We start from the raw sequence: 15,397 nt of genomic DNA on the forward strand, positions 1-15,397 counted from the left end.
ACACGCAGCTTGCCAGCGTCTGCCGGGGCGCTGGCGCATCAGTCTGTTTCCAGCTCTCGCCACGAGAGCCGACGTCCAAGGCCGAACTGCAGGGTGATGCCATAAACCTCGGTGGTGCCGCCACCTCCGCCGAAACCTCCGCCGACACCTCCGCCGCTGCCACCACCGCCTCCCGACCCACCCTTGTAGACAACACCCGTGCCGCGGCCGATGGTCACCGTGGTGCCGGTCGGTGAAATGCCGACGGTCGATTGGCGACGGCTGGCGGGAACGCTGATGCCTGTGTTGATCACTATTCTCGGAACATTGGTGAATACATCGTAGTCCTGCCGGGCGCCGGTGAGCGGGCTGAGCATGTAGTCCCACGAGCTCCCGCCATAGTCGCAGATGTCGTTCGAAGGAACGATCGTCGGCACATTGAGCAGATTGCTGCCGAGCAGCTGCGGATCATAGGCGACGCGTTCGCTCGGATTGCTGCCGTCGGTCAGCAGATCGAGATACCAGCCCAGCTTGCTGTCCCAGTCGACGCCGTTGGCGGTGGTCGTCGAATAGATTGCCCCGCCGTAGGTTGTCGAGAAGTTGACCAGCTGCTGCTCCTGCAGGTTGTTGCGGCTGGAGAAGGAAACGCCGGCCGTCGCGTCGCGCTTGTCCCAGATGCCGTAGAAGGTCTGTTGCTGGCTGCTGTTCTTGTCGGTCGCTTCGAGGTACTTCCCCGTTCCGAAAAGGACCATCACGCCGCCCAGCGGATGACGGACCAGCTTGGGCATGGTGGTGATTGCCTGCCTATCACCTCCCGTGGTCTGCGCGTGATAGAGCCGGTACGCGACATTTGCGCTGCTGATCGTCGTCAGATCGAACTTCCACATATTGCCGTTGAGGTCGGCGGCATAGGCGAAATCGGCAATCCCGTCGGAGTCGATGTCGCCAAGCGTCGCGGTTGCCAGTCCGTTCGGCGTCGCCGCCACCGTCGTCGTCAGTTTTTTCAGCAAGGTGCCGGTCAAGGCATCGACGATGAACAGATGGGCATTGCTCGACGAACTGACGGTGCCATCGGCGTCGTCATTGTTGTAACCGTTGCCGAAAACGACCACCCACTGCCAGTCCGTGCAGGGTTGCGGATCACTCACCCCATCCGGATCGCGTGTCGTGCACAGACGGACGATCGACGGCCGGCTGTAGGTATAGCCGAGATCGGCCGCTGCGGCATCGCTGCTGTCGGAGAATTCCCATTTGACGAGGCTCGCCGCATTGGCCTCGCTGAAAGTCGACGGGTCGGTGATGTCGAGGGCGTAGATGCCCTGACCGCCGCCGCCAAGCCCTCCGACCAGCAGGGTTTTCCAGGCGCCGGCATCGGCGCAGCCGCTATCGCAGACGTCACCGACGGTTGGCGAACCGTCGACATAAAAGGCGTGCGGATTGGATTCCTTGCCATAGTCGGCAGCGGTCAGCTTGGACAGCTTGGCGTTGCGATAGAGCATGCTCGGCACGTAGGCCAGCCTTTCTACGCCCGTTGCCGCGTCGAAGCCATGCAGCATGCCGTCGTTGCCGCCGACATAGACGATCGGCGTCCGGCTCTTGCGCGCGTTGTAGAAATCGCGGTAACTGGTCAGTCCGTAACCGAAAGACGGTGCGCCAACGTATTGCAGTGCCGAGTTGACGATGTCGCCGAGGAAATTGACCACGCAAGAACTCGGCGGGCCGCAAGCGGGACGCTGCCTGAATCCGGTCGGCACGCCACCGCGCAGGAACAGCAGGCGGTTCTCGCCCTCGGTGTCTTGGCTGCCACTCGCTGAAAGCGTGCCGAGAGAGCGTTGCAGTGCCCCGTCGCTGGTCATGCTCGCCCAGCGGAAGGGAATGCCGTGGTTGCCGCTGGCGGCCGCCGGATCGTAGGTCAGCATGACGCGGGTCGCGGGGTCGATAGGCGTCGAGTACATCACGTCCTGGGCACGCCAGGCCGCTTGACCGAGGCTGCCGTCGGGCAGGATCGGATAGGCATTTACCTCACCACCCCAACCATCGCTGGAAAAACGCGCCTGGTAGAGAACGGAGGTCGAACGCAGGCTGGTCGAGTTGGTCGCCAGCGCCGCCGCCGTGCCCGCATCCTTGGAGATTTTGGCGAGCGCCGCGCCCATCTGCTGCTCGAGCTTCAGCGGATTCACGACCAGGAAGTAGTTGTCGGGAACACCGTCGCCATCGGAATCCCATTCGGCGCCCTCGGGAATGCCGTTCGGGCTGGTGTCGTCGTCGTGGAAGCCGCCGAACTTGGCCATGTACCAGAGCGGATCCTTCAACAACGACGCTGCCGTCGCCGCGGTGTCGACGCGGAAGTAGCGGGTGCGCGACAGTCCAAGAGACGGTCCGCCCGCCGGATAGGCATTCGAGGTGACGGTGCAGCTGCTTGGCGAGACAACGGACGCGTTGTAACGCGTGTCAATACCGTACTCGGGATCGCTGCCCTCACCGGTGTCGCTGTCGCGCACGTCGAGGTAGATCGAATTGGAAGCCCCGGAACTGATCTCGCAGGTCGACTGCACTTCGCCGGTGGTGCTGTTGAGGACGACACTCAGCTCCCTGGCGCCGGAAATGACGTAGCCCATGTGCTGGATGATGCCGCCGGCCGCGTAGTCGGAAGAAACCGACACCGAAATGAGGTTGTCACCCAGTTTCTTGATCTCGTAGGTCGAGATGGCGTCCATGTCGTGGTCGGCGCCTTGCTCGACGTCTTCGTAGTTGATGCGGAACTTGTAGTAGGGTCGGCCCCCGTTGACCGTCGAATCGGCATCGCCGGCACTGGTATTGGCGATGTCGTCGATATAGAAGTCGACGATCTGGTTGGTCGGCTGGAAAGAAGTAGCAGCGGCACTGATGCTGCTGCCGCCAACCGATTTGGCAAAAGGCACGATGGTGATCCTCGCCTCGCCCATCGGCACTTCGATCGTCGGCAAGGGCGGCGCCAGCGCGATGGCGTAGGCCGAGGCTTTCTGGCTACCGTTGGTGTTGCTCAGATCATTCATGTGTCCGTAGTACGCAGCGATCGCAGCAGAATAACTTCCCTGCCGCGTCGGTTCCGACGGCGACAGACCGCGAAGGGTGCCGAAGCTGCTTGCCGCTTTCGGTGTCGGCGCATTGTCGTAGCTCCCCGCCGATTGGCCGATGAAGACCGATTTCGTCACCGAAGAACCGAACTCCTTGTTCCAGACGCTTTGTCCGAGCGTCTCCATGTTGAAGTCGGTGAGATCGCCCGAGCCGAAGGTGCTGCCGCCGCAGGGATAAGTCGTCGTTGTTTCGTCAGTGCAGAATTTGCTGCCGGGAATCGAGTCTGCGTCGAACGAGGGATAGACATCGCTGATCGCCATGAAATAGGGCTTCGAGCAGTGCGGGAAACCGCCCGACGTGCGATAGGGATCGGCCCATGTCGCCAACGGCAGCTCAAGCTTTGAATCCGAAGTACTCGAATCGGCAACATTGGCCACAAACGATGCGGTCGGCGTCGCCTTGCCGGCGAAATAGCGTGTGGCCTCGTAAATCATCTCGCCGAGCGGATTGCCCCACATGTTGCACTGGTTGTTCGTCATCGGCGTGGTGGTGACCCAGCCGCAGGAATAATCCTGACTGCTGTAGCGGAAATCGGTAATGCGCAGGCGGTCGATGGTCCGGATGATGCCGGTGGTCGAGGTGAGAACGCCGGTGGCGGAGTTGATCTCGTCGTTGATCGACGCGACGTTCTTGCGCAGCACGCCGCCGCGCGTGTTGTTGCGGTAGCTGCCGGAAATCATCCCGAAATACATGGCGTTGTTCTCGCCATACTGCTGCAGCAGGCCGGTCGGTTTGTACACCACCGGGCTGGAACCGTAGGCGCGGCAGTTCGATTCGAGCTTGGCCGGGTTGCACACCTCGACGCGAACGGTGTAATCGGAGATCGCCGAGGTCGATCCGGCTTCCTGATATTTCAGTCGATAGCCGTCTCCACCGTTGCCCTCCTGCATGCGCAGGACGAAGGGATAGCTTCCAGCCGCCAGATACTTCGTTGCGTTATGCGTCTGGTCGCCGGAAAAGCCATGGCCGCCGTACCACCCCAGCGTCAGCAGCGAGGGATCGGGCATGGTGTTCGGCGGATTGTTGGGATCGGGTACCGGCGGCGGAAGTATCAGTGCGCGAGTCGTCGTATTGTAGGAAACCCCCGCTCCGAGCGTGAAGTCGATAGCATCGTCGCCGTCAATCGCGAAACTGTAGGTGCCCGGGCTCGTGATCACGATGTTGCCGACAATCGCCACCGCGTAATTGTCGTCGCTTGCCGCATCAAGATCGCAGTTATTGTCCTTGCAATCGATGCTGGTGATCGTGGTTCCCGCACTGCGAGTGGAGAGGATTCTCTTACCAGTCGTTCGGGTAAAAAAATCGTCCATCTCGCTGCGGTTGTTCGGATGGTCGCGGTCGTGTGTGTAGCTGTAGAGCGTCGTGCCGCCACCCAGCACATTGCTGCTGCTGACGACGGTCCATGTCGCGCCGACGCTGGAGATACATGCCGAACGCGAGTTGTTGCCGGTGGCGCACTCCGACCCCGCAACCGGCCGCTCGATCGACAGCCATTCCCAGACGCGGAACTTGGTGTTGTTGAGCACGCGCAGCAGCGGTGGGCTGTTGCGTGCGCTGACCGTATCGTTGCCCGTCGTATCGCCACTGGCCAGCAGCGTCACGTTGGCAAACAGGTGGTAGTTGCCGGAGGACGGCAAGGATAGCGGCGTGAAGTTACGTATGTCATAACCATCGCGCGCGATGCTCTTGTACTCCTTGCCCCAGGCGTGCGCGTCCTGCGGCACGAAGACGCGCTCAAGAACGGTCCTGCTGCCGGTATCGGTAGAACGATAGCCGCCGTAGAGCACCTTGCGCAGCGCGTCCATGCGCGAGGTGGTGACATAGTTCAGCCAGTCGCCACTCCACTGTCCGGTGCATCTTTTGCGTGACAGGCGCTCGACCACCTTTTCGCTGGTACTCATTTCCGAGCCGTCAGACTTGGTGAACACCGGGTTGTTGGTCGGCGTCGCCGGGACGAAAAGGCTCTCCGTACTGTCGTAGGTGTAGCACTTGTACGAGTCGAAATAGCCGTAGTAGTCGATCTTGCCCGGCTTGTAGACGAGGTCGAGCGTGCCGTCGCTGTCGAGATCGGAATAGTCGTTGTAAGCCTCGTAATACAGCTTGTGGTCGCGCGCCATCGTCAGCATGACCAGCGGCGACTGGCTCTGTGTCAGGAACAGCGGCTCCTGCGAGAGGTTGATCGAACCTGCCCAGGCGGACGGCAGGACGAGCGCGCTGGCGAGAAAGGCGGCCGGCAGCCAGGCCGACGACGAAAAAAACTGGCGAGTGCGGGTCATGAGGTACTCCTCGGCCTACGGGAGATAAAGCGCCTGCAAAACTACGCGCGTCGCAACGCGCCGACCGAAGCCGACAGCGCTGACGCGGTAGACATAAGAGCTTTTGCCGGGCTCCAGGTCGAAGGACGGAACCGTCAGCGCCTCGATGATGTAGCGCGGCTGTCTGGCAACCCTCGCCAGCAGCGGCGCGCTTGAGTAGGCACCGTACTTGACACTCTTCACCGCGGCATTCTCGTCACCCGAGCCAACCCAGCCGGGGTATCCGGAGTTACTGGGGACCTCAAGATCAACCCAGATCGGATTCCCTGTGGTACTGGGCTGGCACAAACCCTGATAGGAGCCGCTGTCGGCACAACCGGCCTCGAAGCCCATGATTCCGGAGATCGCACGTGAGCCGCTGAAGATGTCGCGCTCGGCATCACGCAAACCGGCCTCGGCAGATTCGAGCGCCAGCTGCCGGTCACGAAAATAGCCGGCCATGCGCTCCTCAAGCGTATTGGTACTCATGATGCTGAGGCCGAGCACCGTCAGCACGATGAGGAACATCAGTGCCGTCACCAGCACGAAACCCGACTCGCGTCTGTGCAGAGGTTGAATGGGCGGGTCGAGGCGTCTTCGCTTCATGATGTCGGTCCGGACGAAGAGATCAGGAAGCACGGTTGCGCAAACTGTAGGTGGAGGTGAACACCTTGGCGCTGCGGCGCCCCTGCCCGGCCCAGCGATAGCCGTAACCCGCGCCGGCCGTTGCGTCGGCGGCGTTTGGGCAGGTTTGGGGCGTGCCGCCACCGTTGTAGTCGAGGCACTGAACGACATCGGACTCAGCGGTGTTGAGCTTGGGATTGACGACCAATAGCTCAACCCGCACGCTGACGACCCTGCGCCAAAGTGCCTGATTGTTGACGCCGATTTCGTCGGCCCTCATGAACCGGTCTGCCGAGACATCACCGTCGTTATCGACGCCAAAACGGACCTGCAAGGTCTGCACGTCGCAAGCCACCGGCCGGGGCGGCAGCAGATTGCCGTCGGTCGATCCGGACAAGGTGCGGACAACCAGCACCCGGCGGATGAAGGCCGCGTCCGTCGTCGGGCACGGGTCCGGGGTATCGACCAGCGCCGGACTGTTCGACGCCATGACGTAGTAGGCATTGACGATGAGCGGCGAGATGAAGCCGCCGACCGCATACTTTTCCGGCGAAAGTTGATCGCCGGTGTTATCCAGAGCAGCCGGCAATGAACCGGTGTTGTACTCGATGAGCGCCGGGCTTCCGGAGCTGACGTTCGACATACGAAACGCGCTTGCATGCGCGCAATCGGATGCGACTAAAGTTGTCCCCTTCGGATAGCTGTTGGCAGCGACGGCAAATCGCCTGTTGGCAAGGTCATGGTCGGTAATCATGATTTCACCAGCCGAAGAACGATACTTGACGACCAGAACATCACTGTCAGAGACAGTCGCGTTGAGTTCGGCAGGTATCGCCCCGCCGTTGTCGTCATAACCCCAGACCATCCTTGCCGTATCGAGCCACCAGTAGGGATTGCCGGAACCATCCTTGGCGATGATGTTCCTGATCTCTTCGTGCAGAGACGGATTCAGCAGGTTCGACAGATTGGTGGCTTCCGCCAGCGGGCCACAACCGGCGTAACTGGCAGCACGCATGTCGCTGCCGAGTGCGTCCATGGTGTAGCGCCCGGCTTCCTGCAGCCGCGAATACGACTCCTGGAACTGGAAAACCTTGCGATTGGCGATGTAGAGCGAAGCGACGACGCCGAGAATGACGATGCCGATGATCGCCGCGACCATCAACTCGATCAGCGAAAAGCCGCGCTGTGCGGACGCTCGCCGGGCTCTCTGCAAATCTGCGGAATTCATGGCTGGACACTCACCGAATAGCTCGTCTGCGCGTTCTGAAAGAGCTGACTGGCGGCAGCCCCGGTGCTGTATGCGTTTTCGTTCCACAGGACCGTGACCCGGAAAGAGCAAGCCTTGGTGGTGTCTTCGCACTTCAGATTCAGGGGATTCACCGGCTTGCAGGGATCGGGATCGGGCGTCAGGGTCGGATCCGGCGACGCGATGATGCAGGCCTGCCCGCCCGGCAGTTGCTTGCTCACCTGCGCCTGCCACAGGCAGACATCCAGCGTCGCCTGGTCGGCGGGGGTGCATTGCCCGAGCATGCACGCTTTCGGGCAAGCGGCGGCGAGATCGGCAGCACTTTTTACCGCGACCGCGTCGAACTTGCCATCCTTGACGGCTTTCCAGTTGGCGCGGATGCGGTCACCCATCTCGTTGGCAAGGTCAACAGCGACGGTACGCGACATCGACGTCTGCCCCGCCGTGATGCTCGAAAACAGCAGGCCAGCCAGGCCGAGCAGGCCGAAAGAGACGATGACGATCGTCACCATCACCTCGATCAGCGAGAAGCCGCGTACCGTTCTCCGGAGCGGCCGACGCGAAAACGCAGTCAGGGACACGTCACGCCCTCCCTCTTCACTTCGATCGGCCCGAGCACTGAAACAATGATCTCGCGCCCACTATTGGCGACCGTTGCGTCGCAAAGCTTGAAGGTGTCGCGCATCTGCTCGGCGGCGGCGGAGTGGGAGATACCTGCCGATGGCACACCGGAACTCCGGAACTGAAGGAACTGTGTCGAACTGCTCCAGGTCAGCGAATTGCCACCAGGAAGCGCACCGCGCACACGCAATACGTTCTCGCCGGCGGACGCGGCAGCATCACGACTGCCATCGCCGTTAAGGTCGAGGAAAACAATCCGGCCTGCCGCCCAAGAGCCAGCACATGAACTCTGGTCGGACGACGGGCAGAACGTCACCCGCCTGCCTCTTTGCATCGCTTCGGCGCGCGCAAAGGCAATGTCACTGACCAGATCGTTGCTCTGCGCAACCAGTCGCTCGCTCTTGATCATGCCGGAAAAATCCGGCAGCGCGATCATCGCGAAGATGCCGATCAGCAGACACACCACCAGCAACTCGATCAGCGTGAAGCCGGCGGCGGCAAGGCGAAACCCCGCGAACACTGGCGCAAGCGGCCGCTGCCAAAGGGCGGGACACGCGGAAAGAGGCTCTTTTCTCATGGGTTTCATGGTGGACAATTGCGCGCAAGGGCACAAGCAGCGCATGACGAACGGCAGTTTCTGGCCGATGGCCGGCTGCGGCGATGGCGGCCAGCTGCGGCGCAGTCCGTTGCGGCGACCCCGCCGGAACAAGCCGGCTCGGGCAGGCCGCGAACAGCCTTGTTTCGGGCGGCGCTTTCGTCTATAATCCGCGCCCGTCGCTGCTGTAGCTCAGTCGGTAGAGCAACTGATTCGTAATCAGTAGGTCACCAGTTCGATTCCGGTCAGCAGCACCAAGAGTTTCAAGTATTCAGGCCAATTCTTCGGGTTGGCCTTTTTGCTTTTGTTGTTCCTCGTTTGACCGCTGCTCCCGAAGGCATCAACGCTGCTCGCGTTGCTCACGTTGTGCCGGTGTCCGCATCGGCGCAGCGCCCAGAAAAGGATTGCCATGCACGCCACCCCGATTCTCCAACATCTGAAGAAGCACGGTCAGTTGCTCGACTCCGAAATCGCCGCCGCCACGGGAATTCCGCTGGCTGACGTGCGCGCTTCGCTGTCCGACCTGTCGGCGCGCGGCGAAATTTCCCGCTGCAACGTTACCCGATTCACCGACGGCAAGCCGGTCGAGAGCATTCTCTGCCGCGTTTCCGGTTTCAGCCCGCCCGCTGCACCGGGCAGGAAAGCCGGCGCTTCGACGGCCAGCGTCTAGAACTGCCTTGCTCCGCAGCCGGCTTGCCTGCTGCGGAGCTCCCCCCGAGCAGACCCGGACAAACCCCCACCCGCCTGATCGCTGCCTGAGTGCCGATATTTTCAGTCGAGCCGCGCCAGTTTTGATTTGGCAAGCGGCGGGTTGCGCGCAAAGTATTTGCGAATCCCCGCAAGGATGGCGTCAGCCATCTTGTCCTGATAAGCCTCGTCGTTGAGGCGCTTTTCCTCTTCCGGATTCGAGATGAACGCCGTCTCGACCAGAATGGAAGGAATGTCCGGCGCCTTGAGCACGGCAAAACCCGCCTGTTCGACGCTGTCCTTGTGCAGGCGGTTGATGGCGCCGAGTTCACCGAGCACCGCCCGGCCCAGCTTGAGGCTGTCGTTGATCGTTGCCGTCTGCGACAGATCGAGCAGCGTGCGCGCGAGGATCGGGTCCTTGACGTCGATATTGACGCCACCGATCAGGTCGGCCTCGTTTTCCTTCTGCGCCAGATAGCGCGCTGCCGAACTGGTGGCGCCGCGCTCTGACAGTACGAACACCGAAGATCCGCGCGCGTCAGGCCTGATGAAGGCGTCGGCGTGGATCGATACAAAGAGGTCGGACTGGATGCGCCGCGCCTTCTGCACGCGCACGTGCAGCGGCACGAAGAAGTCGGAATCACGCGTGAGCACGGCACGCATGTTCGGCTCGTTGTCGATGCGTGCTTTCAGGCGCTGCGCAACAGCGAGCGTGACGTGCTTTTCGTAGCTGCCGCCGCGACCGACGGCGCCGGGGTCTTCGCCACCGTGGCCGGGGTCGAGCGTGATCGTCACCAACCGGTCGACCACCGGCTTACCACGCTTGCGCGTCTCTACCCGCGCTTCGGCGCGCGCATCGGCGCGCAGCTCGGGCTTCGACTCCAGACGGGAGTCCGTCCGCTGATCGCCACGTGCATCCGGCTCGCCGTCGCCACGTAGCCGGCGCTCGTCACCGCCCGAACCTCCGCCCGCGCCCACTTCGCCATCCTTGCCGTCGAGCAGCGACAGCAGCGGGTCGGGCGGCGTCGCCGGATAGACGTCGAGCACCAGCCGATAACCGTACTCGCCGACCGGCGGCAGCACGAAAACCTGCGGTCTTACCTCGTTCTTCAGCTCCATCACCAGACGCACGACGCCGGGCTTGAAGCGACCGGCGCGCAGCAGGCGGATGTTCGGATCGTCCGGTGCCACCTTGCGCGACAGGCTGTCGAGAACGCCGTTGAATTCGACGCCTTCGAGATCGACGACCAGACGGTCGGGGTTCTTGACGAGGAACTGCGAGTACTTGAGCGGCGCGTCGTACTCGATGGCGACGCGCGTGTAATCGGGCGCCGGCCAGACGCGCACGGCGAGCACGCTCGGCGCGCGCAACGCAGCGCGCAGCGCCGTCGGCGTCGCCAGCAGCAGCAACGTCGCGCTGGCGGCGCCGATCAGGCGGCGCCGCCCGGCAAGTGGCCGCTCACCTCGCTCAGACATTGTTGCCCCGCCGCAGTGACGGCCTCAAGTTCGAGTTCCCGTCCGTCGCCGGCATGGCGCAGGCGAACGAGCAGATCGGCGCGCGGCAGAAAGCCCGCAGCCTTGTCCGGCCACTCGACGAAACGTATGGCAGCGTCGGTGAAGTATTCGCCCAATCCCGCATCGACGAATTCCTCTGGATGGTTGAGGCGATAAAAATCAAAGTGATACAAGTATAAGCTCGAAAGTTTATAAAGTTCAACCAATGAATACGTCGGGCTCTTCACCGGCCCCGTGTAAGCGAGCGCGCGCAAGGCCGCGCGCACCAGCGTCGTCTTGCCGGCGCCAAGGTCGCCGATCAGCCAGATATTCAGGCCGGGCTTTAGCGCCGCCGCCAGCGCAGTGCCGGCGGCGATGGTCGACGCCTCGCCCGGCAAGTGCAGGCACAGGGTGGACTGGTTATGATCGCTGCCATGCACGATGAAGACTCCACAAGGGAAAAGGGAAGCGGCGCAGTTGCGTCGGCAGGGGCGCTGTCGGCAGCGATCGCCCCCATCGCCGGCAGTGCTGGCGGCTACGACTGGGCGGCGCTGGCACGCCGACTCAAGGATTGGGGCCGCGAACTCGGTTTTTCCGGCGTCGGCATTGCCGGCATCGACGTTTCGGCGGCAATTCCGGCGTTCCAGCGCTGGCTGGAACTCGGCCGCCACGGCAGCATGGATTATATGGCGAGAAACGTCGGCCTGCGCTGCGCGCCGGAGACGCTGCTGCCCGGCCTGCGTTCGGTCATTTCGGTGAGCCTGCCCTACTGGCCAAGCGCCGCCGAGTGCGAGCAGGCGCTCACTGACGGCAGTCTCGGCTACATCTCGCGCTACGCGCTCGGCCGCGATTATCACAAGACGCTGCGCCGACGGCTGCAGAAGCTCGCCGAACGCCTGCGCGATGAAATCGAGCAGGCCGCTGTCGGTGACGAAATCCGCGAGCACTTTGCCGCGCGCGCCTTTGCCGATTCGGCGCCAGTGCTGGAAGTCGAGTTTTCGCGACTGGCCGGCATCGGCTGGCGCGGCAAGCACAGCCTGTCGCTGACGCGCGAAGGTTCGTGGCGCTTCCTCGGCGAGTTGTACACCACCTTGCCGCTGCCGCCCGACGCCCCCGTCGCCGAGCACTGCGGCGACTGCCGGCGCTGCCTCGACGCCTGCCCGACCGACGCCATCGTTGCGCCCTACGAAGTCGACGCGCGGCGCTGCATCTCCTACCTGACGATCGAGCTGCATGGGGCGATTCCACCCGAACTGCGACCACTGATCGGTGCGCGCATCTACGGCTGCGACGATTGCCAGATCGCCTGCCCGTGGAACCGCTTTGCGCGTCTCGGCGACGCTGACTTCGCGGTGCGCCACGCGCTCGACGCGCCGCCGCTGGTCGAACTCTTTGCCTGGAGCGAGAGCGACTTCGACGCGCGCCTCGCTGGCAGCCCGATCCGCCGCATCGGTCACCAGCGCTGGCTGCGCAATATCGCCGTCGCGCTCGGCAACGCACCGCTTTCGGCCGCCACGCCACAGATCGTCGCCGCGCTGCAGACGCGCGCCGACGATCCTTCTCCACTGCTGCGCGAGCACGTCGCCTGGGCGCTGGCGCAGCAGGCGCAGCGCGTCGCCGGCGGTCCTTGCCCGCCGTCCGCTGTGCGGCAATAATCGACGGCGTTTTACCCCCATACCGACAACAACATCCGGAGACTGCTTTCATGAACGCCCCGCAAGCGCCCTTCCCGCACCTGTTCGCGCCGCTCGACCTCGGCTTCACCACACTGAAGAACCGCGCGCTGATGGGCTCGATGCACACCGGACTGGAAGAAGCGCCGGGCGGCTTTGCGCGCATGGCCGCCTTCTACGCGGCGCGCGCGCGCGGCGGTGTCGGCCTGATCGTCACCGGCGGCATCGCGCCGAACCAGGAAGGCGTCGTCATGCCCGGCGCCGCCGCACTGGAAACCGAGGCGCACGCCGAAAAGCACCGGCTCGTCACCGAGGCGGTGCACGCCGAAGGCGGCAAGATCGCGCTGCAGATCCTGCACGTCGGCCGTTACGCCTTCCATCCTGGTGCTGTCGCGCCGTCGGCGCTGCAGGCGCCGATCTCGCCGGTGCGTCCGCGCGCGATGAGCGAGGAAGACATCGAGCGCACCCTCGACGACTACGCGCGCTGCGCCGTACTCGCCCGCTTCGCCGGCTACGATGGCGTCGAGGTGATGGGCTCCGAAGGCTACCTGATCAACCAGTTCATCGCGCCGCAGACCAATCGCCGCGACGACCGCTGGGGCGGCAGTTTCGAGAACCGCATCCGCTTCGCCGTCGAAGCGGTGCGCCGCGTGCGCGCCGCCGCTGGCGACGACTTCATCATCATCTTCCGCCTGTCGATGCTCGATCTGGTTGAAGGCGGCAGCAACTGGGACGAGATCGTCGCGCTGGCGCAGGCGATCGAGGCCGCCGGCGCGACGATCATCAACACCGGTATCGGCTGGCACGAGGCACGCATCCCGACCATCGCGACGATGGTGCCGCGCGCCGCCTTCGCCTGGGTGACGCAGCGCCTGCAGGGCGCGGTACGCATCCCGCTGGTCGCCACCAACCGCATCAACACGCCCGAAACCGCGGAGCAGGTACTCGCTTCTGGCGCCGCCGACATGGTCTCGATGGCGCGCCCCTTCCTCGCCGACCCCGACTTCATGGCCAAGGCCGCCGCCGGACACAGCGACGAGATCAACACCTGCATCGGCTGCAACCAGGCATGTCTGGACCACATCTTCGCCGGCCGCGTCTGCTCGTGTCTGGTCAATCCGCTCGCCTGCCACGAAACCGTGCTGCCGATCGAGCCAACCCGAGACGCCAAGCGCATCGCCGTCGTCGGCGCCGGCCCGGCCGGGCTCGCCTGCGCCGCCACCGCCGCCGAACGCGGTCACCGGGTGACGCTCTTCGACAGCGCCGAGCGCATCGGCGGCCAGTTCAATCTGGCGCGGCAGATTCCAGGCAAGGACGAGTTCGCCGAGACGCTGCGCTACTTCGACCGCCGCCTCGCCAAGGCCGGCGTCGAGCGTCGCCTAGGCGCACGTGTCGACGCCGCGGCGCTTGTCGCCGAGGGCTTCGACCATGTCGTCCTCGCCACCGGTATCGTGCCGCGCACGCCGGACATCCCCGGCATCGAACACCCGTCGGTGACGAGCTATATCGACCTGATCGAAGGCCGTCATCCGGCCGGCAAGCGCGTGGCGATCATCGGTGCTGGCGGCATCGGTTTCGACGTTGCCGAACTGCTGACGCACGCACCTGCCGACACCGACGACGCCGCCGACACGCTCAGCGCTTTCCAGCACGAATGGGGTATCGACCCGAGCTTCGCCCAGCGCGGCGGCCTCGTCACGCCAACGGCGCCGACCTCGCCGCGGCAGGTGTGGCTGCTGCAGCGGAAAGCGTCCAAGGTCGGCGACGGACTGGCGAAGACGACCGGCTGGATCCGCCGCACGTTGCTCAAGCAGCGCGGTGTCGAGATGCTCTCGGGAGTCAGCTACGAGCGCATCGACGACGCCGGCCTGCACATCGTGGTCGCTGGCGAGCGTCAGTGCCTGCCGGTCGACAGCATCGTCGTCTGCGCCGGTCAGCAACCGCGGCGCGAACTCGAAGCCGGACTGCAGGAACGCGGTGTCGCGCTGACGCTGATCGGCGGCGCCGACGTCGCCAGCGAACTCGACGCCAAACGCGCCATCGAGCAGGGAACGGAAACCGGCGCCACGCTCTGAGCGGCGCCGCCGTTCACGAAAAAAACGGGAGCGGATTGCTGACGGCAGGCGGCAAACGCCGCCTGCCGGTACGGATTCAGCTGGCCAGTGGCCGCTGCGGCTGGCCGTCTTCGCCGGGTGTGCACCACTCGCTCCACGACCCCGGATAGAGCCGCGGACCCGAGAGGCCGGCAATTTCCAGCGCCAGCAGATTGTGGCAGGCGGTGACGCCCGAGCCGCAATACATCACCGCGCGTTCCGGTGGCACGCCATCAAGCACCGTCAGGAAATCCGCACGCAGTTCGGCGGCCGGGCGGAAGCGGCCCTCGGCATCGAGATTGTTGCCGAAGAAGCGGTTGCGCGCGCCGGGGATGTGGCCACCGAACGGATCGAGCGTCTCGTTTTCGCCACGGAAACGCTCGGGCGAGCGCGCGTCGATCAGGCATAGCTCGCCGCGTTCAAGACCGGCCTCGATCGTCGCCGCGTCGACCAGCGCCGAATGCAGCATTTCCGGCGCAGGCAGGGGCGGAACGGCGGCGTCTGCCGCCAGCGGTGCGACACAGGAAAACGGTCGCCCCTCGCCGCGCCAGGCGTCGACGCCGCCATCGAGAACCGCGACCTGCGCATGTCCCAGCCAGCGCAGCAGCCACCACAGGCGCGCCGCGAACATGCCGCCGGCGTCGTCATAGGCGACCACCTGCGTGCGCTCGCCAAGAAGACCGGCAGCGGCCAGCCGCTGCGCCAGCAGCGCCGGATCAGGCAGTGGATGCCGGCCGTTGCGGCCGTTCATCGGCGCCGAAAGGTCGCGGTCGAGGTGCAGGAAAACGGCACCAGGCAGATGCGATTCGGCGTAGGCGCGCTCGCCGTAGCCGGTGTCGTGCAGGCGATGCCGGCAATCGACGATCTTCCAGTCGGGATCACCCAAGTGCGCCGCCAGCGTCGCCGCATCGACGAGCGTGGTGAACACCGGCGCTGCTGCCCGCTCGCCGATACCGGGCACGGTATCGCTCACT

The 15,397-nt window shown here is 64.2% G+C and carries 11 protein-coding genes and 1 tRNA gene; 4 read left to right on the forward strand and 8 right to left on the reverse strand.

Features of this window, described 5'->3' with window-relative positions; all coding sequences use genetic code 11:
* Positions 1-38: 38 nt before the first annotated feature.
* Genes GGD90_RS05500 through GGD90_RS05520 form a run of 5 tightly spaced genes read right to left on the reverse strand, consistent with a single transcriptional unit; the run spans position 39 to position 8,458 of the window.
* Positions 39-5,372, reverse strand: a complete 5,334-nt coding sequence (locus tag GGD90_RS05500) for a pilus assembly protein (protein ID WP_153115256.1) — start codon at positions 5,370-5,372, stop codon at positions 39-41.
* A 15-nt stretch (positions 5,373-5,387) separates the two neighbouring features.
* Positions 5,388-5,996, reverse strand: a complete 609-nt coding sequence (locus GGD90_RS05505; protein ID WP_153115257.1) for a pilus assembly PilX family protein — start codon at positions 5,994-5,996, stop codon at positions 5,388-5,390.
* 22 nt (positions 5,997-6,018) lie between these two features.
* Positions 6,019-7,242, reverse strand: coding sequence for a PilW family protein (locus GGD90_RS05510; protein WP_228273646.1), 1,224 nt, complete (start codon positions 7,240-7,242; stop codon positions 6,019-6,021).
* Positions 7,239-7,841 carry a type IV pilus modification protein PilV gene (pilV, locus tag GGD90_RS05515; RefSeq protein ID WP_228273627.1) on the reverse strand — a complete coding sequence of 201 codons (603 nt, stop codon included), beginning with the start codon at positions 7,839-7,841 and terminating at the stop codon, positions 7,239-7,241. Before pilV ends, GGD90_RS05510 begins: the two co-directional genes overlap by 4 nt.
* A complete protein-coding gene (locus tag GGD90_RS05520; protein WP_184414961.1) occupies positions 7,832-8,458 on the reverse strand; it encodes a GspH/FimT family pseudopilin in 627 nt (208 codons plus the stop codon). Before GGD90_RS05520 ends, pilV begins: the two co-directional genes overlap by 10 nt.
* A gap of 199 nt (positions 8,459-8,657) precedes the next feature.
* Here GGD90_RS05520 and GGD90_RS05525 point away from each other — a divergent pair.
* Positions 8,658-8,733 (forward strand) — tRNA-Thr (locus tag GGD90_RS05525).
* Positions 8,734-8,885: 152 nt separating this feature from the next.
* The gene (locus GGD90_RS05530) at positions 8,886-9,146 is read left to right on the forward strand and encodes a FaeA/PapI family transcriptional regulator (RefSeq protein ID WP_153115261.1); all 261 of its coding nucleotides are present in this window, start codon (positions 8,886-8,888) and stop codon (positions 9,144-9,146) included.
* 101 nt (positions 9,147-9,247) lie between these two features.
* On the opposite strand, the gene GGD90_RS05535 is transcribed toward GGD90_RS05530, so the two are convergent.
* Together GGD90_RS05535 and tsaE are read right to left on the reverse strand one after the other, a co-directional pair.
* Positions 9,248-10,639, reverse strand: a complete 1,392-nt coding sequence (locus tag GGD90_RS05535; protein WP_153115262.1) for an N-acetylmuramoyl-L-alanine amidase — start codon at positions 10,637-10,639, stop codon at positions 9,248-9,250.
* A complete protein-coding gene (tsaE, locus tag GGD90_RS05540) occupies positions 10,594-11,097 on the reverse strand; it encodes a tRNA (adenosine(37)-N6)-threonylcarbamoyltransferase complex ATPase subunit type 1 TsaE (RefSeq protein ID WP_228273628.1) in 504 nt (167 codons plus the stop codon). The genes GGD90_RS05535 and tsaE overlap by 46 nt, the downstream gene beginning before the upstream one ends.
* Here tsaE and queG point away from each other — a divergent pair.
* The gene (queG, locus tag GGD90_RS05545) at positions 11,092-12,312 is read left to right on the forward strand and encodes a tRNA epoxyqueuosine(34) reductase QueG (protein WP_153115263.1); all 1,221 of its coding nucleotides are present in this window, start codon (positions 11,092-11,094) and stop codon (positions 12,310-12,312) included. The genes tsaE and queG overlap by 6 nt on opposite strands.
* Positions 12,313-12,362: 50 nt before the next feature.
* Entirely contained in the window at positions 12,363-14,405 is a 2,043-nt protein-coding gene (locus GGD90_RS05550) for an NADPH-dependent 2,4-dienoyl-CoA reductase (RefSeq protein ID WP_153115264.1), read from the forward strand.
* A 76-nt stretch (positions 14,406-14,481) separates the two neighbouring features.
* On the opposite strand, the gene GGD90_RS05555 is transcribed toward GGD90_RS05550, so the two are convergent.
* Positions 14,482-15,396, reverse strand: coding sequence for a sulfurtransferase (locus tag GGD90_RS05555; protein ID WP_228273629.1), 915 nt, complete (start codon positions 15,394-15,396; stop codon positions 14,482-14,484).
* Between the last annotated feature and the right edge of the window lies 1 nt (position 15,397).

It is taken from the genome of Rhodocyclus tenuis (genome assembly GCF_014197755.1).
Classification (GTDB): domain Bacteria; phylum Pseudomonadota; class Gammaproteobacteria; order Burkholderiales; family Rhodocyclaceae; genus Rhodocyclus; species Rhodocyclus tenuis.